The sequence below is a fragment of the Gammaproteobacteria bacterium genome, assembly GCA_029880545.1.
Classification (GTDB): Bacteria; Pseudomonadota; Gammaproteobacteria; order Acidiferrobacterales; family SZUA-150; genus JAOUOD01.
In genome coordinates this window covers 89,908-108,912 of sequence record JAOUOD010000010.1, presented here as the reverse complement: position 1 = coordinate 108,912, position 19,005 = coordinate 89,908, and the positions used below count along the sequence as shown (strand labels likewise).

Annotated in this window: 19 protein-coding genes, 1 other RNA gene and 1 pseudogene; 15 read left to right on the top strand and 6 right to left on the bottom strand. The window is 53.3% G+C overall.

From position 1 onward, the window contains the following. Window positions 1-430: 430 nt before the first annotated feature. The 10 genes from ffs to OEZ10_11980 all read left to right on the top strand — a co-directional run bounded on the left by ffs (window position 431) and on the right by OEZ10_11980 (window position 8,173). An RNA gene (gene ffs, locus OEZ10_12025) (signal recognition particle sRNA small type) lies at window positions 431-526 on the top strand. Between the two features lie 37 nt (window positions 527-563). After that, entirely contained in the window at window positions 564-2,273 is a 1,710-nt protein-coding gene (gene dnaX, locus OEZ10_12020) for a DNA polymerase III subunit gamma/tau (protein MDH5633706.1), read from the top strand. A 16-nt stretch (window positions 2,274-2,289) separates the two neighbouring features. Beyond that, a complete protein-coding gene (locus OEZ10_12015) occupies window positions 2,290-2,613 on the top strand; it encodes a YbaB/EbfC family nucleoid-associated protein (protein MDH5633705.1) in 324 nt (107 codons plus the stop codon). Between the two features lie 3 nt (window positions 2,614-2,616). After that, window positions 2,617-3,213 (top strand): recombination mediator RecR, encoded by a 597-nt coding sequence (gene recR, locus OEZ10_12010; protein ID MDH5633704.1) that lies wholly within the window; start codon window positions 2,617-2,619, stop codon window positions 3,211-3,213. Window positions 3,214-3,296: 83 nt separating this feature from the next. Next, a complete protein-coding gene (locus OEZ10_12005; GenBank protein ID MDH5633703.1) occupies window positions 3,297-3,875 on the top strand; it encodes an RNA polymerase sigma factor in 579 nt (192 codons plus the stop codon). Then, the gene (locus tag OEZ10_12000; protein ID MDH5633702.1) at window positions 3,872-4,618 is read left to right on the top strand and encodes a hypothetical protein; all 747 of its coding nucleotides are present in this window, start codon (window positions 3,872-3,874) and stop codon (window positions 4,616-4,618) included. Before OEZ10_12005 ends, OEZ10_12000 begins: the two co-directional genes overlap by 4 nt. 137 nt (window positions 4,619-4,755) lie before the next feature. After that, window positions 4,756-5,691 carry an SPFH/Band 7/PHB domain protein gene (locus OEZ10_11995; protein MDH5633701.1) on the top strand — a complete coding sequence of 312 codons (936 nt, stop codon included), beginning with the start codon at window positions 4,756-4,758 and terminating at the stop codon, window positions 5,689-5,691. A gap of 18 nt (window positions 5,692-5,709) precedes the next feature. Continuing rightward, window positions 5,710-6,177, top strand: a complete 468-nt coding sequence (locus OEZ10_11990; GenBank protein MDH5633700.1) for an NfeD family protein — start codon at window positions 5,710-5,712, stop codon at window positions 6,175-6,177. Window positions 6,178-6,494: 317 nt separating this feature from the next. After that, a complete protein-coding gene (locus tag OEZ10_11985; GenBank protein ID MDH5633699.1) occupies window positions 6,495-7,712 on the top strand; it encodes a hypothetical protein in 1,218 nt (405 codons plus the stop codon). Between the two features lie 32 nt (window positions 7,713-7,744). Beyond that, complete coding sequence (locus OEZ10_11980; GenBank protein MDH5633698.1) at window positions 7,745-8,173, top strand: hypothetical protein; 429 nt, start codon at window positions 7,745-7,747, stop codon at window positions 8,171-8,173. Window positions 8,174-8,591: 418 nt separating this feature from the next. On the opposite strand, the pseudogene OEZ10_11975 reads toward OEZ10_11980, so the two are convergent. The 4 genes and pseudogenes from OEZ10_11975 to OEZ10_11960 all read right to left on the bottom strand — a co-directional run bounded on the left by OEZ10_11975 (window position 8,592) and on the right by OEZ10_11960 (window position 11,521). Continuing rightward, a pseudogene (locus OEZ10_11975) lies at window positions 8,592-8,690 on the bottom strand (SEL1-like repeat protein). Window positions 8,691-8,926: 236 nt separating this feature from the next. Next, on the bottom strand, window positions 8,927-9,703 hold the full coding sequence (locus OEZ10_11970) for a sel1 repeat family protein (protein ID MDH5633697.1): 777 nt from the start codon (window positions 9,701-9,703) through the stop codon (window positions 8,927-8,929). A 241-nt stretch (window positions 9,704-9,944) separates the two neighbouring features. Continuing rightward, complete coding sequence (locus OEZ10_11965; protein ID MDH5633696.1) at window positions 9,945-10,241, bottom strand: cytochrome c; 297 nt, start codon at window positions 10,239-10,241, stop codon at window positions 9,945-9,947. 35 nt (window positions 10,242-10,276) lie between these two features. Continuing rightward, window positions 10,277-11,521 carry a M48 family metallopeptidase gene (locus tag OEZ10_11960; protein ID MDH5633695.1) on the bottom strand — a complete coding sequence of 415 codons (1,245 nt, stop codon included), beginning with the start codon at window positions 11,519-11,521 and terminating at the stop codon, window positions 10,277-10,279. Between the two features lie 76 nt (window positions 11,522-11,597). On the opposite strand from OEZ10_11960, the gene orn reads away from it, so the two are divergent. After that, entirely contained in the window at window positions 11,598-12,149 is a 552-nt protein-coding gene (orn, locus tag OEZ10_11955; protein MDH5633694.1) for an oligoribonuclease, read from the top strand. Between the two features lie 14 nt (window positions 12,150-12,163). Here orn and OEZ10_11950 read toward each other — a convergent pair whose 3' ends face one another. Both OEZ10_11950 and queG read right to left on the bottom strand, forming a co-directional pair. Continuing rightward, window positions 12,164-12,907 (bottom strand): hypothetical protein, encoded by a 744-nt coding sequence (locus tag OEZ10_11950; protein MDH5633693.1) that lies wholly within the window; start codon window positions 12,905-12,907, stop codon window positions 12,164-12,166. Further along, window positions 12,904-13,977, bottom strand: a complete 1,074-nt coding sequence (queG, locus tag OEZ10_11945) for a tRNA epoxyqueuosine(34) reductase QueG (protein MDH5633692.1) — start codon at window positions 13,975-13,977, stop codon at window positions 12,904-12,906. Before queG ends, OEZ10_11950 begins: the two co-directional genes overlap by 4 nt. Before the next feature lie 59 nt (window positions 13,978-14,036). Between queG and OEZ10_11940 the strand changes: the two genes are divergently transcribed. From OEZ10_11940 to OEZ10_11925, 4 genes are all read left to right on the top strand, one after another. Next, window positions 14,037-15,536 (top strand): NAD(P)H-hydrate dehydratase, encoded by a 1,500-nt coding sequence (locus OEZ10_11940; GenBank protein ID MDH5633691.1) that lies wholly within the window; start codon window positions 14,037-14,039, stop codon window positions 15,534-15,536. 34 nt (window positions 15,537-15,570) lie between these two features. Continuing rightward, window positions 15,571-16,011 carry a tRNA (adenosine(37)-N6)-threonylcarbamoyltransferase complex ATPase subunit type 1 TsaE gene (gene tsaE / locus OEZ10_11935; GenBank protein MDH5633690.1) on the top strand — a complete coding sequence of 147 codons (441 nt, stop codon included), beginning with the start codon at window positions 15,571-15,573 and terminating at the stop codon, window positions 16,009-16,011. Continuing rightward, window positions 15,993-17,330, top strand: coding sequence for an N-acetylmuramoyl-L-alanine amidase (locus OEZ10_11930; protein MDH5633689.1), 1,338 nt, complete (start codon window positions 15,993-15,995; stop codon window positions 17,328-17,330). The genes tsaE and OEZ10_11930 overlap by 19 nt, the downstream gene beginning before the upstream one ends. Before the next feature lie 143 nt (window positions 17,331-17,473). Beyond that, on the top strand, window positions 17,474-18,973 hold the full coding sequence (locus OEZ10_11925) for an alanine:cation symporter family protein (protein ID MDH5633688.1): 1,500 nt from the start codon (window positions 17,474-17,476) through the stop codon (window positions 18,971-18,973). Window positions 18,974-19,005: the final 32 nt, after the last annotated feature.

The window sequence follows — 19,005 nt, the reverse complement described above, 5'->3', positions numbered from 1 at the left end:
AATCCCTCTCTCTCCGCCAGACCAAATAAAAAAGACCCCCTTGCGGGGTCTTTTTTATTTGATTGGTGATGTGTGCAGGTATTCGAACGCTCGATGAAAGCTATAGGCCGGTTCGACGACCGCATGACATGCGGGCGAACGCCGGCGCACGGTACGTGCAACGGCGGCCCGAAGGGTAGGGCGACAGCCCGAGTAATCCCTCTCTCCGGTCCCAAGACCACCTTCGGTGTTCTGTCGGACACCCGCTTGAACCATTGTCGATGGTTCTGCCGGCCAATCATTAAAAAAGGCTGCCTGTAGGCAGCCTTTTTTAATGATTGGAAGAAAGTCTGGAGTCGTACTCTCGATGAAAGTTACAGGACAGTTCGACGACTCCAAATATGGTGCCTGGAAGGGGGCGTGTTATACTCGCGATTCACTGGCGGTGAAGGTTGGCCTCCCGGGCGGCGATAGGTTGTGAACCCGGTCAGGTCCGGAAGGAAGCAGCCGCAACATCCGAATCGGGTGTCCGGGTCAGGCTGGCTGGATCCGCCACCAGATTTCCAGGAATTGGGGGAGATTGCTTGAGTTACGAAGTGCTGGCCCGGAAGTGGCGGCCGCGGACATTTGAAGATCTGGTGGGTCAATCCCATGTTGTTCGACCGCTGGTTAATGCACTGGACAATCAACGACTCCATCATGCATTCCTGTTTACCGGTACCCGCGGTGTTGGTAAAACCACTATCGCCAGGATTCTTGCCAAATCACTCAATTGCGAACAAGGTATTTCGTCAAGACCATGTGGCGAATGCTCAACCTGCCAGGAGGTTGATGCCGGGCGATATATAGACCTGCTCGAAGTGGATGCCGCATCCCGTACCAAGGTGGATGATACGCGCGAGCTGCTCGATAATGTGCAGTACGCGCCGACTCGGGGGCGATACAAGGTCTATCTCATCGACGAAGTACACATGCTTTCGGGTCATAGCTTTAACGCGCTGCTGAAGACCCTGGAAGAACCGCCTGCCCATGTGAAGTTTCTTCTTGCGACAACCGATCCGCAAAAATTGCCGGTCACCATCCTGTCTCGATGTCTGCAGTTTGGATTGAAACGACTCGAGATCGGGCAAATTCATCAACAGATGGAAAAAATTCTGCAGGCGGAAACGATACAGTACGAATCCCCGGCTGTTGATTTGCTGGCGCGTGCCGCTGACGGCAGCATGCGAGATGGATTGAGTTTGTTGGACCAGGCGATAGCGTACGGCAACGGCGTGCTGCAAACGGATCCTGTTCGTGAAATGCTCGGCACTATAGACCAGGGAATTATAGAAAGATTGTTGTCCGCTCTGGCGCGGAGTGATGCTGCCAGCCTGATGGCTGCAATCAAGGATGTGGCGGATCATGGCGGTGATTTTCGATCTGTGCTCGACAGCCTGGCCCTCGCTCTGCACCACATTGCCATGCTGCAGGCAGATATACAATTATCTGAATTGTCTGAAACCGATCGCGCCATGCTTGCCGATTACGCGGAAGCGCTGTCTCCCGAAGCCATTCAGTTGTTTTACCAGGTTGCTTTGCACGGAAAGCGTGACTTGCCGCTCGCCCCCGATCCTAGAAGCGGGCTGGAAATGAGCCTGCTGAGAATGTTGGCATTCAAGCCACTAACGTTGGTCGATGTTGGAACACCGGGATCCGGGGAGAGTGAAATATCTCGTGCAGACCGGGGCGCACCACCAGCGTCGGTTGCCAAGCCCCGGTTGAACACTGCGGCCAAGGTAACACCGAAGACGGAAACTCTCCCAGCCGAGATTGAAGTCCAGTCTCGTGTAGGGCTGGAAACCGGGTTGGCACAGGCCATGACGGAGGAGTGCGCTCAAGCTCCGGAATTGTTCCGTTGGCCAGTAGATTGTGAAACCTGGGCCCGTTGGCTGGATCACTGGTCAATTGGTGGGCTATTGGGGCAGGTTTTGGCCAACGCGGTACCGGAGGCTGCGGAGACTGAAGATATGGCGCAGCTGGTTATGGCCGTGAATGCCTCGCACTTGTACAGCAAGGAGCGAGAGCAGGATTTACAAAAATTGCTTAGTGAGCGGTTTGGTAAACCGCTCAGGCTGTCGATTCGCATTGGCGAAGCAAAGGGAGAGACACCCGCGGATCGCCAGTTGCGGATAAATGACGAAGCCCAACAGGCGGCGGATGCGGCAATCGCTGCCGATCCCAATATCAAGGCAATGCAGGATATATTTGGCGCCCGAATCAAACCGGGTTCGGTCAGGCCACGAACCCATTAGTTTTTTTGAAGAGGTTATCATGAAAGGTGGAATCGGCAAGATGATGCAACAGGCCCAGCGTATGCAGCAGGACCTGCAGAAAGCACAGGCTGAGTTGGCAAATATTGAAGTGACAGGCAATGCTGGTGGTGACATGGTCAAGGTGACCATGACTTGTCGTCATGATGTACGTAAGGTGGAGATTGATCCGGGCCTCATGGAGGATGATAAGGAGATGCTTGAAGACTTGTTGGCAGCCGCTGTCAACGATGCCGTCCGGAAAGTGGAACAAGCCACGCAGGAGAGAATGTCAGGCATCACTGCGGGGCTCAATATTCCCGGATTGAATTTGCCCTTCTAGAGAATGTCGGAATCCAGGGTCATTCAGCGGCTAATTGAGGCGCTCCGGGTATTGCCAGGCGTAGGTCCGAAAAGCGCACGCCGCATGACCTATCATTTGCTGGAGCGAAACCGGGACGGCGCGAGGGAAATTGCCGCCGCACTGATCCAGGCAGTTGACACCATAGGCCACTGTCACCGTTGCAACAATCTCAGTGAAACAGCGCTGTGCGATATCTGCAGTTCCGGTAGACGCGACCCGTCATTGCTATGTGTTGTCGAGACTCCTACGGACTTGCAGTCGCTGGAACAGGCGGGTGTCTATAACGGTACATATTTCGTACTCATGGGGCATTTGTCACCACTTGATGGCATCGGCCCGGATGAGCTTGGCATGGACCGGCTGGAGGCGCTGCTCGATAGTGGCGGTATCCAGGAAGTTGTGCTGGCAACAAACCTGACCGTGGAAGGCGAGGCAACGGCGCATTTTGTCGGTGAACTGGTTCAGTCTCGCGGTATCAGGGCAACCCGTATCGCCTATGGTGTACCAGTTGGCGGTGAACTGGAGTACATCGACCGCAATACGCTCTCACGTGCCTTTTCCGGGCGTCGTGATGTATAGTTAATAACACGATTACAAAATAAAAATGGAGTAAAAGCGGTGCCACGTTTTAACCCCCGTTTGGCAGCATCGCGTTAAGACAAATGAAAAATCAGGAGAGCGATGAGGATTTGATGCTGCGGTTTCGCGATGGTGACGCCGCTGCATTTGATGAATTGTACAGGCGTCATCGCCCGGGGCTGTATCGTTACTTTATCAGGCAGACGGGTAGCGCGCCGTTGGCGGAAGAGTTGTACCAGGATGTCTGGATGAAACTTATCCGGGCCAAGGACCGGTACGAGGTGAGGGCGAAATTTACGACCTACCTGTACCACATGGCCCATAATCGCCTGATTGATTATTACCGGCGCAAAAGCCCGGAACTGGCCAACTCCTTTGTCGATGAAGATGGTGAGTCGCTTTGGGAGCAAATGCCGGAAGATGCGACGCACGAACCCGACCAGGTTGTCGAGCGTCAATTCAAGATGGAAGAGCTGAAGCAGGCCATTGATACATTGCCGGAAGCCCAGAAGGAAGCATTCCTGATGCGGGAAGAGGCGGGCATGAGTCTCGATGAGATTGCTGAAGCTACAGGGGTAAATCGTGAAACAGCCAAGAGCCGATTGCGCTACGCAGTAGCAAAGTTGCGCAAGATGCTCGAAGGTCTGGAGGAAGAAGAATGATGCACAGCGACCGTCAATTTGACAGCTATCTAGAGGGTGGTTCAGCACTGTCCCACGCGTATGCCGGTTTTGGCAATGAACTGCCGACAGAAGCGGTAGATAACGCCATTCTTGCCGCCGCACGCAGGGCGACAAGCAGCGGTCCGCGTAGTGGCAGGCATGGCAAGCGTTCATGGCAGGTACCCGCATCTATTGCTGCCTCAATGGTGGTCGCCGTGGGCATGGTCGCTTTTTTGAACCAGAGAATTAATGGTCTTGGAATTCCGGATTCTGCTGAGCCGGTACAAACTGCCCGGCTATCGCCTGCTCAAACTGTTCAACCGGTCACCGATCCGGCAGCAAACGTTGCCAGCGCTGCGGGCGCTGAGAACCCCGGTCAAGCAGATGTATCATCACCTACCGAGATGGCACTGGCAAAAGCAGCCGCCAATGCTGACGAGCAGGCCGTGGCACTGACCCAGCGATCAATGGCATCAGTTGGGCCCGTGCCTTCAGCGCAAGGCACAGAAAAGAGGTTGTCATTCGGTCAGCGTGTAAACTTGCTCAGGCAGGGAATGAAGCCTTCCCAGGTGGCTGTTTTACTGGGAGAACCCAGTGCCAAGGATTCGGGGCAGTGGATATATCAGAAAATTACCTCTAACCCGAATCAGATAAATGAGTACAGACTTGGTTTTAACGAGAAGAACGAATTGCACGGCTGGTCCCTGAAAACCATCGAGACAAAAACCCCTGCAAGTCACTGATACGGGCGGTATAAAAAATATTTCTTGATTGTGGGGCCTTGTGGCCCCATAACTTTATCTGGACAATAAATCAGCCGAATCCGGGATGGTTTGCCGGTAACCTGTGATTCCGCGCCCAATGGAAGAAAGGAGTGTCTATGTTTGAGTTGAGTGCAGCGTTGTTGTTTGTGTATGTATTGGTCATCCTGGCTATTTCATTTGTTTTTATGGGCGTCAAAACTGTGCCACAGGGTATGGAATATACAGTTGAACGGTTCGGACGTTATACGCGAACACTGTCACCGGGGCTTCACCTGATTGTCCCTGTCATTGATCGCATTGGCGCCAGGATCAGCATGATGGAAACCGTTCTCGATGTACCCTCTCAGGAAGTGATCACCAAGGACAATGCCATGGTTGAAGTGGATGGCGTTGTTTTCTTCCAGGTGCTTGATGCTGCCAAGGCTGCCTACGAAGTAAACCAGCTTGCGCGCGCCATTCTGAACCTGGTTACCACGAATATTCGTACGGTGATGGGCTCCATGGACCTGGACGAGTTATTGTCCAAGCGTGACGATATTAACGCACGGCTGCTGATAGTTGTTGACGAAGCGACCATGCCTTGGGGTGTCAAGGTTACGCGAATCGAAATCAAGGATATTACGCCGCCGCGCGACCTGGTGGATGCCATGGCCAGGCAAATGAAAGCCGAGCGTGAGAAGCGTGCCTCAATCCTGGAAGCTGAAGGCAAACGCCAGTCAGATATACTCAAGGCAGATGGCGAAAAACAGGCAATGATTCTGGAAGCAGAAGGCAGAAAGGAGGCGGCATTCAGGGATGCCGAAGCGCGTGAACGCTCTGCCGAGGCTGAAGCCAAGGCAACCCGGGATGTTTCAGCCGCTATTTCGACCGGGAACGTACAGGCTATAAACTATTTTGTGGCAACAAAGTATGTTGATGCGCTGCGGGATATCGCCAAGTCACCGAATGAAAAGATTTTGTTCATGCCGCTTGAGGCAAGCAATGTAATTGGCGCAATTGGCGGAATAAGCGAACTTGCCAAGGAAGCCTTCAACAAGCCAACGGGCAGCTGAAACGCGAGGAGTGTGAGTATGGAATGGGCTTCACTGGTAGAGTTTTGGCATTGGTGGATACTCGCCGTCGTGCTAATAGTGCTCGAACTGTTTGCACCGGGAGCCTTTTTTCTCTGGATCGGGTTGTCGGCCGGGCTGGTAGGGGCATTGCTGTGGCTGATACCGGGGACGACCTGGGAATGGCAGTTGACCGTGTTCGCCGTGCTTTCTGTCGTCACCGTGGTCGGCGGCCGGAATTTCCTGCGGCGCCATCCGATCCATACTGATGCGCCGGAACTGAATCGACGTGGCCATCACTACGTTGGCCGGGTTTTTGCGCTAAATGAGCCCATAGTAAACGGTTATGGAAAGATTCGCGTGGATGATTCGACCTGGAAAATATCCGGTTCCGACCTGCCGTCGGGTGCAAAGATCCAGGTAGTTGGTGTCGACGGGGTTGTCCTTAAGGTGGTGCCTGCGACTACCGTTACTACGACTACGGACTGATCCAGCAGCAAAATTCCTGGCGTAGGTTTCTTGTTTCGATGTTGCTCGCAATTTAGGATTGACAGTCTGGCCGGTATTTGGGCATGAATTGACATGTGTGAGAACATCCGAATTGCTTCAAATTATGGGCATGACTGGCTGGATAGCGTCGTACATCATCTGTTGGCATTGAAAAACATCGACAATCAGCTATATTTCGGGTCTCCCCGAGGAGATAGGGTGTTTCTGAGGGGTAAATCTAGTTTATGGTAAACGTCCGGTTCCGTCTTTTTGGCACGGGATGCACGGCCGCCTGCACGATTCTGAGGGAGAAATAAATGAAACGTTTTCTGGCTTTGTCATCAATGTTGGTGGCAGGTGTTTTTTCGCAAACTGCTTTAGCCGAGACCGATATCAGCGGATTTGTGACAGCGGGCGCCACCTATGGTGATTCCGAGGTCAAATCCTATGACGGCACCTATGACGACTCTACAGATGCCCTGACATTGAGCCGTCTTGGTATCCAGATCTCGGCAGAGGTAAATCCACAAGTCAGCGTGACCGGGCAATTGCTGTCCAAGGGTGGCGATCCATCCGGAAACTTCAATGTTAACGCTGACTGGGCGTTCGCGACCTACAAGCCGACAAATAACACCAGTATCCGGGCTGGCAAGATCAAGCTGACTTCCTACCTGATTTCGGACTATTACGAAGTGGGATATGCCTATCCCTGGGTGAGGCCGCCCCAGGAGGTGTACAGCACCAACCCGATCACCGCCATTGAAGGTATTGATGCGTTAATTCGCTTCAACTTTGGTAACAACAGCTTGTTGATCCAGCCTTATGCCGGTGGAAATCACGATACCTGGGCGGTTCAGCCTCAGGAAACCATGAGGCCGTTTGCTGATTGGGTCGCGTTTTTCATGGGTATGGGATTTAGCCAGGGTGCAGCAGAAGCCATGGCGGCAGCACAACCAGCGCCCGGGTCAGTTCATTACATCCAGTTCTCCACCAAGCAGATGGGCGGTATCAATATCGCGCTGAGCAATCCGTATTTTACCATTCGCGCCGGCCACTTCAGTACCAGTGTGTACCAGAAAGAGTTTGGTGTTGATGGCGACAAGGGTGCATATACCAGTGCCGGTATTACAGCGGACTGGAAAAATATTGTTTTCTATTCAGAATACTTCAAGCGTGATGTAGAAGGCCTGGCCAATGCTGCGTTCCCGAATCAGAAAGGCTATTACGCCACCCTGGGTTATCGCTTTGGTCCGACCATGATCCACTACACACGTGCGAGCCTGGCGGACAATGATAACCCGACGACCCCAAGCGTTGATTATCCAATGCCGGGTGTTCCGCTGTTGCAGCGGTCGCATACCCTGGGTGTTCGCTATGAGCTTGGCTCAGGTGCGGCATTCAAGTTTGATGTTCAGCAAGCAACTCCGGGCAAAGGCACACGTGGCTTGTTTGTCAGTGATCCGAACAACCCGGCTCTCGAAGACCCGAGTGAAAGCGTGAATTTGTACAGCATGGCAATTGACGTAATTTTCTAGAGCTCTGAACGAATTCACAGGAATTGTATCCAATGAAAAAATTGAAAATGATAGTTGCAGCTTCGGCCTTGTTCCTGGCGGCAGGGGCGGCGTCTGCAGACAGTATCGCGGTGATTACATCCGTTGATGGCAAGGGAATCGGGATTACCAAGGATGAGATAGCCAATATTTATCTCGGTAATTCCAGTACGTACGGGGACGGTGTCCAGGGTCAGCCCGTAGATCACGCGGATGGTGCCCAGGTTCGCAAGAAGTTCTTCAAGACCATGCTGGACAAGTCCGAACAGGATTTCGACAGGCATTGGTCAACGCGTCGTTTCAGTGGTCGCGGAAAGCCACCAAGACAACTGGGTAGTGATGCAGAGGTCAAGCAGTGGGTATCATCGAACCCCGGTTCTATCGGGTATATCAACGGCAAATCCATGGACAAGAGTGTCAAGTTGTTGCTGATCATCCCTTGAGCGGTTCTCATGCAGGAACAAAAAAGCCGGCCTGTGGGCCGGCTTTTTTGTTTGCAGCGATCGACTGTCAACAATCGCGTTATTTGCACATGGACATGAACTTTGCCTTCGGTCCCTTGCAAGGATCGGCACTGAATCCTGTGTCATCCTTTTTTGTATCCTGTGCGGGTTCCGGAGTCTTGGGCTTGGTCTGGGGCTGGACAGCTGGTTCAGCCGGCTTGGCTACCGGAACCGGTTTTGCAGGTTTTGGTTTACGCGCTTTTTCGGCAGCCTTTCGGGTTTCTTCTTCCTGTAGCTGTTTTCTCAATTCGGCCCGGCGCGTTTCAGCTTCTTGCCTGCGTTTTTGTTCTTCGCGCGCCTCAATCTTTCGAAGTTTGTCGCGTTCCAGCTGCCTCAGCTTGTTCTTGGCGGCACCGAATCCCTGCGCGGCAGACTTTTTGTACCACTCCCGGGCCTTGTCCATGTTTTGCGGTGTACCGAGACCTTGTTCGTACATTTCGCCAACATAATACTGGCCTTGTACTGAACCTTGTTTGGCCTGTTCCAGTTGCGCCTTGAACAGGCTTTGTGAAACCTCGTCAAGCTGGTCTTCGGCCACGGCGCTAGTCGTGAAGCAGGCGAGTCCGACAGTGATCAGCAGTATTTTCGGAAGCCTGGTATGCAAGTACTCAAACATGTTTATCCCCAATCATCTCTTTCGGATGGTATTGTTTGTATCCCGCGCCTTTTCAGACGCATCCCCCATTTGATGGTTTATTGTGTAACCGTTACAGTTCCGGCGCTGCCTTTGCAGACGGCGGCGTTGTTGTCATTCAGTCTGCACTGAAAGCTGATACCCGGCTCCTGCCAGCCTTCTTTCGCTGCAATTTTTGGCGCATAGGATCGTTCGCCACCGGCCTTGTTGATATCAAGAACGTTGTAAACGTATTTCACCGAAAAGCTGCCATCGGGTTGAAAGTTGTTCACCGTGGACTTGATGGTGTAGACCAGTTCCTGGTTGTTAACTGTATGTCTGAATTTTTCCGAAAAGCAGATGAGCTCATCAGAACTTGGCAGGCAACTGCTGCGAATTGAGGGCAAAAATCCTACCGGTTGCTTGCCGGTCAGCCAGTTGCCAGAACTGATGACTTGCTCGGTGTCATAGGTCCTGGCCACCGGGACCGGTTTTGCTTTTTTCGGTTTGACAGGCGCAGGCTTGGGCTTTGGTTCGGGTTTGGCTATCCTGGCTGGCTCGGGTTTCGGTTCTGGTTTCGGCTGGTCGGCTGCCTGTCGACGCTCAACAAAAAGTTTGGCAAGCGGGTGACCATTGTCGGCCGCCTGTTTGTACCAGTGCATGGCTTTATCAGAGCTTTGCTCTGTTCCCAGCCCCTTTTCGTAGCGTCTGGCAACCACGAACTGGGCGGTAGGGTCGCCTGCCTTGGCTTCGGCCAGGTATTCGCGGAAGGCCTGGGCTTCCAGTTCATTGGCTCTCGCCGGCGATAAAATGGTGACTAACAACAAAAAAGCGGTAGTAATAACCGTCCGAAACATGGTCTATGATCTCCAAAAAATAAATTTGATACTTTCCCGTTTTTACCCGGTGTGGACCCGGGTTTAATCAACTAGCGGTATTAACTGGGATGTGCTCACCATCGAGCCCGGCTCCCCGCAGGCCTGATACTGCGTCAAGTGTAGCAAAAATTTTTCTTTGGTGTTCGTCGGGTTTGAAACGGGGAGGTCGAAAACCGGCCCGAAGCGGCTAGGCGGCACGGGCCGGACAGATGATCCCGGTTCAGTCCCGGAACCGGTAAAAACTCTCGGCAAGATACTGAGCAATGTCATGCTGCTGAGCGGCATCAATTTTGATGTCTAGCTGACTAGCACAAATGCCGACACGGTGGATCAGGCTGTCATAGCTGTTGATTTTACGATTTTCGCGCGTGTAGACGTCTGAATTGTGGCAGCTGGTACAATGTTTCTGGTGCAGTTGCTGGCCGCGGGTTTTGTCACCAAAACGTATTTCTTCCGCAACCAGTTGGGTCGAAAGCACTGGAAGCAGCATCAACAGAATGGCTGAATAACTCTTCATAAAGGGCGTCTCCGGGTAGTTAGATTCTGTTTATTTCAAGTTTGTTGAGCCTGTAAATGCGCGATCCGGACGGCGGCGGGCGGGTGGCTGTCATAAAACAATGAGTTAACCGGGTCCGGCGTCAGGGTCGATGCGTTTTCCCGATACAGCTTGACCAGTGCCGACACCAGCTCATCAGAGTTAGCGTGTTGCGCAGCATAACGGTCAGCTTCAAATTCATGTTTGCGCGATCCCCAGGAGAATAACGGGCTCAGCAGGAACGTGAATACCGGGCCGGCGAGCATAAACAAGACCAATGCCATGTGATACGAAGGCTGGTCGACGCCAAGTCCCCGGTAGAACCAGGTTTGCTGGGCCAGCCAGCCGAGCAGCGCCAGCCCGGCCAGGCTCATGCTGAAAATCAGGATGATTCTCTTTAACACGTGCTTGTGTCGAAAATGTCCAAGTTCATGGGCCAGCACCGCTTCAATCTCGCTCGCGCTCAGGTGTTCGAGCAAGGTGTCAAAGAAGACGATGCGCTTGTTATTGCCAAACCCGGTGAAATAGGCGTTTCCATGAGTAGAGCGCCTTGAACCGTCCATAACAAAAATGCCGCGACTGGCAAAGCCGGTGCGATCCAGGAGGTTTTCAATATGCTTTCTGACTGCGTCGTCTTCCAATGGTCTGAATTTGTTGAACATCGGTGCTATGACAGTAGGATACAGCCACAACATGAGCAGGCTGAAACCTGACCAAAGTAACCAGACATAGAGCCACCACAAGTCACCCATATTGTTCATGAGCCAGAGTGCAGCCAGCGCCAAAGGGGTGCCCAGTAACAGCAGCAGAATGGACTGCTTGACAAAGTCAGAGGCAAACAGCTTTCGTGTCATGGTGTTAAACCCGAAGCGCTGTTCAATGGCAAATGTGCGATAGAAGCTCACCGGCAATTCCAGTACGCTGCCAATAACAAACATGCTTAGCAAAACCGCTGTTCCCGTCGCCAGTGACGACCAGCCGGTTTTCAGCCACAAGGAATCAATAATGGCCAGCCCGCCACCGATAGTCCAGCCCAGCAACAACAGGCTTCCGTATAGATCATCTATAACCGAGAAGCGAGACTTGGCAACAGTGTAGTCCGCAGCTTTTTGGTGCTGTTCTGCGCTAATCTGCGCAGCAAAGGTCTCGGGTACTTCATTCCTGTGTGCGGATACGTGATGTACCTGGCGGTAACTTAGCCAGGCCTTGACCAACAGGTTCAGGACTACCGCGGCAATGAAAATTATTGTCAATGTGTTCATCTACTGTTTGATTCCTGCGGGGAAATAGGGTATTCGTCAGCGACAAATTGTAACGCAACCCTGAAGGATTGACCTAATGCCACAAGACGCCAATGCGCTGATCTGGATCGACCTGGAGATGACCGGCCTGGACCCGGACAATGACCGCATTATTGAAGTGGCCACTATTGTGACAGATGCCAACCTGAACGTGGTTGCACAGGGACCGGTTTTGGCAATACATCAAGCAGATGAAGTCTTGCAGGCGATGGATGAATGGAATACCCGTACCCATGGCGGGACCGGGTTAACCCGGCGGGTCAAGGAATCGAACCTGTCGGAAGTCGACGCGCAGGCCCGGACCATAGATTTCCTGAAAGACTATGTTCCCAAGGGCAAGTCACCCATGTGCGGAAATTCGATCTGTCAGGACCGGCGATTCCTGGCGCAGCATATGCCCGACCTGGAAGCCTGGTTCCATTATCGTAACCTGGATGTCAGCTCTTTCAAGGAAGTAATCAGGCGCTGGCGACCCGGGATCCTGGATGGGTTCAGCAAAAAGAATACTCACATGGCCCTGGATGACATCCAGGAATCCATTGATGAGCTTCGGTATTATCGCGAGCACTTTCTGCGCCTGGAAGATTAGATTCCGGGTATCTTTTAATTACTCGATTGAATGCGCGAGCCGGTAGCATCACCGGTAATGGTGTATTCTTCGTTGCTCACCCGATCAAGCAGGATCAGCCTGTAATCCTTGTCCTGGTTTCTCCAGTAGCGCTTGATCAGTACCTGGCTGTCACTGATGTGCGCACGATCTAGCAATTCCTTGAGCTCGGCGGCGAGCCAGCGTTGATCAGGCCATTGTCCTCTGGATTGATAATACAGCTGGATACTCAACCGGATTGGAGACAGTGATGCCAGGGTATTGGCAGACCTGGCCTGTTCAACATAGGCCCCGGATACATTGAGCTGATCAAGCTTTGATTGCGCTTCAGTCACGCGTTGTACGTTGTCACCGTTAAGATCAATGATTTCGTTAAGCTTGTTTTCGGCCAGTTGCCGGTACTGGGCCTGCTTGTCACTTGAATGGGCGCTCCGGCCAAACTTCAGGATCAGGTGATTGACCTCGTGCATGAGCAGGCCGTAGCGAAGCTCGTCAGCTGCCAGTTCGGCCCAGCTGGAGGCGTCAGCATCGTCCATGTCGGCAACGATGTTGAATACCTGGCGCGCTTCTTCAAACCGGTTTGCGCGCTTGAGGTTCTGGGCTTCGTTGTAGTTTTCCCTGGCGTATTCATTGGTGGCGAGAACGATATTGGGAACTGCAAATACCAAAAGCAGTAGCAGGTAATGCATGTATGTTCCGGTTCGAATCATGATAGGCAGCCTTTCGGGTTGTTGTGTCATTGTTTTCCGGCAAGTCGGTCCAGTGCCCACTGGCAGTGTTCGGCAACAAGCCTGCTGCCCGAATCGCTGATACACGTTCTCAGTGCCTGCACCGTTTCCGGGTTGTAGTCACCGTTTCCCAGGGCTATGGCAATATTCCGTTTCCATTGCTCGTAGCCAATGCGCCTGATCGCCGATCCCTCTGTGCGTGATAGAAACTTCGCTTCGTTCCACGAAAACAGTTCGAGCAGGCTGATGTTATCAAGATTGTGACGTGGCTTGAAGTCAGCCTCCGGACTGGTACCGGCAAAGCGGTTCCACGGGCAAACGAGCTGGCAGTCATCGCAACCATAAATGCGGTTACCGACAAGCGGTCTTAGTGATTCCGGTATTGAACCCTTGTATTCAATAGTCAGGTAGGAAATGCACAGCCGGGCATCGACTACATAGGGTTCGACAATTGCTGCGGTGGGGCAGGCATCAATACAGCTGGTACAGTTACCGCAATGACCGGTGACAGCAGCATCAGCAGGTAATTCCATGTCAGTATATATCTCTCCCAGGAAGAACCATGAACCATGTTGCCGGTTGAGCAGGTTGCTGTGTTTACCGGTCCAGCCGATTCCGGCCTTTGCAGCGAGAGGTTTTTCCATAATCGGGGCGCTGTCACAAAATACGCGATAGCCATATGGGCCTGCCTGTTGCTCGGCAAATTTTGCGAGTTTTTGCAGCCTGTTGCGTACCAGCTTGTGATAGTCGCGACCCAGTGCATAACGTGAAATATAGGCGAGACTGTTATCAGTCAGTACTTCGTCAGCGGCTCTGGCGTCGGGCTGATAGTTCATTGCCACGCTGATAACCGACAAGGTACCGGGTACCAGTTCGGCGGGTCGCCAGCGCTTGCTGCCGTGTTTGTGCATGTAGTCCATGTCGCCGTGGAAATGCCTGGCCAGCCATTGCTGGTGCTGCTGACCTGTTTGCTCCAGGCTGGTATCGGAAATACCGAACATGTCGAACCCCAGTTCAAGGGCGCGTTCGGCAAGATCGGTCTTGAGTTGAATCAGTTGTTCTGCTGACAACTTGTTTGCCATGGGCATCGGTCCCTGTTCCGAGCTTTTGTTTGGGGCCGATATCTGACTATCATAGCGGCATGAACTATAAAGCCAGCCAATCCCTGCCATGTCAATTGTATCGTGCTGAGCAAACCCGGGAGCTGGATCGCCTGGCTATTGCCTCGGGTATCACAGGCTACGAATTGATGCGACGCGCGGGCCGGGCAGCGTTTTCGTTATTGCGTTTTCGTTGGCCGCGGGCACGCCGGTTGCTCGTATTGTGTGGTGCCGGGAACAATGCTGGTGATGGCTGGGTAGTTGCACGGTTGGCGGGTTTTGCCGGTTTCCAGGTGCAAGTTATTACCCTGGTAAACCCGGAGCAACTGCAAAACGAAGCAGCAATCGCCTGTCGCGCGGCTCTCGAAGAAGATGCGATCAGTCTGTCGACTGTTGCCGATGCGAACTGGGACGCAGACGTTGTCGTCGATGCATTGCTGGGTACCGGCATTGATCGCGCCGTGTCCGGGGAATGGCTGGAGGCAATAAGGAGAATCAATGCTTGCGGACGCCCGGTGTTGTCGTTGGATATCCCCAGCGGAATTAACGCGGATACCGGTTCAGTTATGGGCGCGGCGGTAAAGGCGGCCTGTACCCTGAGTTTTATCGGCCTGAATACCGGCCTGCTTACCGGGGCAGCAGTGGATTATACGGGAGAGGTTCACTTCACTGATCTCGATATACCGTCGGCGGTGTACTCGACGGTTGATGGTGTAGCTGAGCGACTGGATTCGTCCCGGCTGGTGGATTTGCCGAAACGACGCCCATCGGACTACAAGACCCGTCACGGCCATGTCCTGGTGGTGGCAGGATCTCCGGGTTTTAGCGGGGCGGCCAGCCTCGCCGGGCGATCGGCAGTGCGTGCCGGGGCAGGCCTGGCCACAGTTGTTACTCATCCCGACACGGTTGTCGCCGTCTCGGCAGCCGCCGCCGAGTACATGGTTGTACCGTGGAATCGCAAGGATTTGCTCCAGGCGGCTCTGCAACGGGCAAGTGTCGCGGTGATTGGTCCCGGTCTTGGGCTTGATGGTGCAGCGCTCGAACAGTTTGCAAGGCTGGTGGATAGTGACTTGCCGCTGATAGTGGATGCGGATGCGTTAACCCTGCTGGCTGAAAACCCGCAAAGACGGGGCAACTGGATTCTGACACCTCATCCGGGTGAGGCGGCGCGCCTGCTGGGCACGAGTATCGCTGGCATCGAATCCGATCGCCTCAGGGCTGCCGAAGCTGTTTGCGAACAATATGGCGGTGCCTGCGTACTAAAAGGCGCAGGAACGATCGTTTCAGCGGAGACATCGAACCGGTCAGGGCTGATCCACGGCGGCAGCGCCGCCCTGGCTACCGGCGGGACAGGCGATGTATTGGCGGGCGTGATAGGCGCCCTGGTGGCCCAAGGTCTTGCGTTGCCAGGAGCGGCGGCTTTGGGCGCGGTTTGGCATGCAGCGACCTCAGACTGGTTAACAGGCCGCGGCAGAGGCGTGGGTCAAACCGCCGGCGACCTGGTGGAAGCCTTGCCCGAAGCAGGTTACCGATATGCCTGAAAACGAAGAAATCGTGATCACCACTGCCGAGGCCATGGAGACGCTGGGATCTTGTTTGGCGACGTGCCTGGAAGAGGTTCGCCTGGTGAGCCTGCGCGGCGCATTGGGGGCGGGTAAAACGACACTGGTACAGGGTATTCTGAAAGGTCTCGGACACACAGGTTCGGCCAAGAGCCCGACGTTCTCGCTGGTCGAGCCGTATGAATTGGGCGGACGGGCTATTTTCCATTTTGATTTGTATCGGTTGAAACAGCCGGAAGAACTCGAATTTATGGGTATACGGGATTTCTTTGACCAGGCGTCATTGGTGCTGGTCGAATGGCCGGAAAAAGGGGCTGGAGTTTTGCCGCCTGCGGACGCAGATATTATACTGGCCCGAACCCAAGATGGACGTTCGATTACGTGGGAAGCGCATACACCTGCAGGCAAACACGCATTCACCCGGTTTCAGGCGCAGTGCTTAAATTGTTCCTGATTCTTCTGTTGTTGCCGTTGTCGCTGCCCGCTCAGGCGTCGGTACAAATCCGTGATATCCGAACCTACCAGGCACCGGATCATTTGCGCGTGGTGCTGGATGTTTCCGGAAAGGTGGAACACCGTTTGTTCAGCCTGAGCGGTCCGGACAGGTTGGTTGTTGATCTCGATGAGACCCGGCTGGGCGCAAATTTTCCCGAACAGTTTCCTGAAGATGCTCCGCTGAGCCAGATTCGCAGTGGCCGGCAGGGTGATGGCTTGCGCGTCGTGTTTGATCTGAAGCGCAAGGTAAGACCAAAGACGTTCTTGTTGCAGCCAGGCGGGCAATTTGGTCACCGACTAGTCATCGATTTGTTTGAGCAAGAGGCATCTGAACAGAAACCAAAGCCCAAACAGGCACCGCAAATTCGGAAAGCCAATGATTCATTCCCTTGGGTGATCGCCATTGATGCCGGGCATGGTGGCGAAGATCCGGGAGCTATCGGCAAATACTATCGTACCCGGGAAAAGGATGTTGTGCTGGCTATTGCCCGGGAATTGCAGAAAAAAATCGATGCCACACCAAACATGCAGGCGGTGATGACGCGCGATGGTGATTACTACGTGGGTCTCGCTCCTCGACACCGGTATGCCAAAGACACGAAAGCTGATTTATTTGTCTCGATTCATGCTGATGCAGTTCCCGGTAAACGAGCACGTGGTGCTTCTGTCTATGTGCTTTCCCAGAAAGGAGCATCAGATACCATTTCCCGCATGCTGGCAAACAGTGAAAATGCGGCCGATGTTGCCGGCGGTTACGTGGCAGAAGAAATTAAAGACCCGATGACTCAACTCGTGCTCTATGATTTATCCATGTCGAAAAATATGCCGTTCAGCCGGGAATTCGGTGAAGATGTGTTAGCGGAAATCGGCAAAGTCAATAAGCTTCATCGGAGAACGGTTGGTCATGCAGGATTTATGGTGCTGAATGCTGCAGCAACGCCATCAATTCTTGTCGAAACCGCATTTATTTCCAATCCGATAGAAGAGAAGAAGTTGCGCAGCAGGGATTTCCAGCGCAGCATGGCAGAAGGAATCTTGCGCGGTATCAAGCGATTTCTTGCGCGAAATAATTTTATACCAAATTCAGCCCGTGAAGCAGCAAGCGAAAATGCTGCGGTTATAAAGAAAACAGGCAGGCACAAGGAACACATTGTCAGGCGTGGTGACTCGCTGTCCAGTATTGCCAGAAAATATAATGTTCATGTGGATACGTTGCGATTTGCCAATAACCTGACCGGAACCCAGTTGCCGGTTGGACGCAAGTTGCTCATCCCTTAGAATCAGGCAAAAAGATAATGAGGCGGGCCTGTGGCTTGCCGTTGTTGTCGAACAATTTGAAAAATAATGACTGCAAACCAGGCTGGAGGATATCGATGCATCAGAAAATGATCAGTGGCTTATTTTGGATACCAATGCTGCTAATGACAGCGTTGATGACGACGCCTGCATTTGCTGCCGAGACCGGTACCGCAACCAGCACCCTCAATGACTGGTTCGGCATATTGAATGGCTACCTGGCCGCTGTATTCTTTTTTGATGTGCTGTTTTTTGTTGAGGGCGCCAACTTTCCGTTTATTGTTGCCTGGCTTGTCGTGGGCGCTGTCTTTCTGACCGTTCGCATGGGCTTTATCAACTTTCGCGTCCTGGGGCATTCCATTGGCATTATCCGCGGCAAGTATCGTGTTCCGGGCGCCGAGGGCGAGGTCTCGCCATTCCAGGCACTGACCACGGCGTTATCGGCAACAGTAGGTCTTGGCAATATCGCCGGCGTTGCCATTGCCGTCAGTGTTGGCGGCCCTGGCGCAACGTTCTGGATGATTGTTGCCGGCCTGTTTGGCATGACCGCCAAGTTTACCGAAGCCAGTCTTGCGCAAATGTACCGCGAAGTTCGCCCGGACGGTCACATCATGGGTGGTGCCATGGAGTACCTGACCCGTGGTTTTGCCGAAATTGGCTGGACTCGCACGGGCAAGGTGTTGGCTATCCTGTTCTGCGTGTTGTGTATTGGCGGCTCACTGGGTGGCGGTAACGCGTTCCAGGTCAGCCAGGCGCTTACCGCGGTCAAGCAACAGGTACCGTTTTTTGCTGAACAGCCCTGGGCGTTTGGTGTCATCATGGCTACATTCGTAGCGGTGGTAATTATCGGTGGCCTGCGACGCATCGCCCATGTCGCGGAAGCCATCGTGCCATTGATGGTTGTCGTGTATCTGCTTGCCTGCTTGTGGATTGTGGTGGTCCATGCCGCGGAAATACCAGCGGCTATCAGCTTGATTGTCAGCAAGGCCTTCACCTTTGAAGCCGGTTTCGGTGGATTCATTGGTGTTATGGTCCAGGGCTTCAAGCGTGCCGCGTTTTCCAGCGAGGCAGGTGTCGGCTCTGCCGCTATCGCCCACTCAGCTGCCAGAACCGCCTACCCGGTTCGTCAAGGTATTGTGGCGCTGCTGGAGCCATTTATTGATACCGTTATCATTTGTACCATGACCGCGCTGGTAATTATTCTTACCGGTGTCTACCAGGCTCCCGAGTACGCACACTTTGTCCAGCAGAACCAGGGTGCAGCGCTGACATCGGTGGCGTTTGGTTCGGTGATCAGCTGGTTCCCGATTGTTCTGAGTCTTTCGGTTGTGTTGTTTGCCTACAGTACGATGATCTCCTGGTCGTATTACGGCGAACGTTGCTGGACGTTCATGTTCGGTGAGAAGGCGTCATTGGCCTACCGGATCATGTTCGTCTTGTTCGTTGTGATTGGGTCTGTTACCAGCGCCACCAATATCCTTGATTTCAGTGACTTGATGTTGTTGTCCATGGCATTCCCCAATGTATTGGCGCTGTATGTGCTGCATAACAAGGTCAGGGATTCATTGCATGAGTATCTTGCCAGGCTCAAGAGCGGCGAGTTTGAGCGAAATCCACAGGCATGAGGCATCATTGACAATCAGCCGGATGGCGAGCA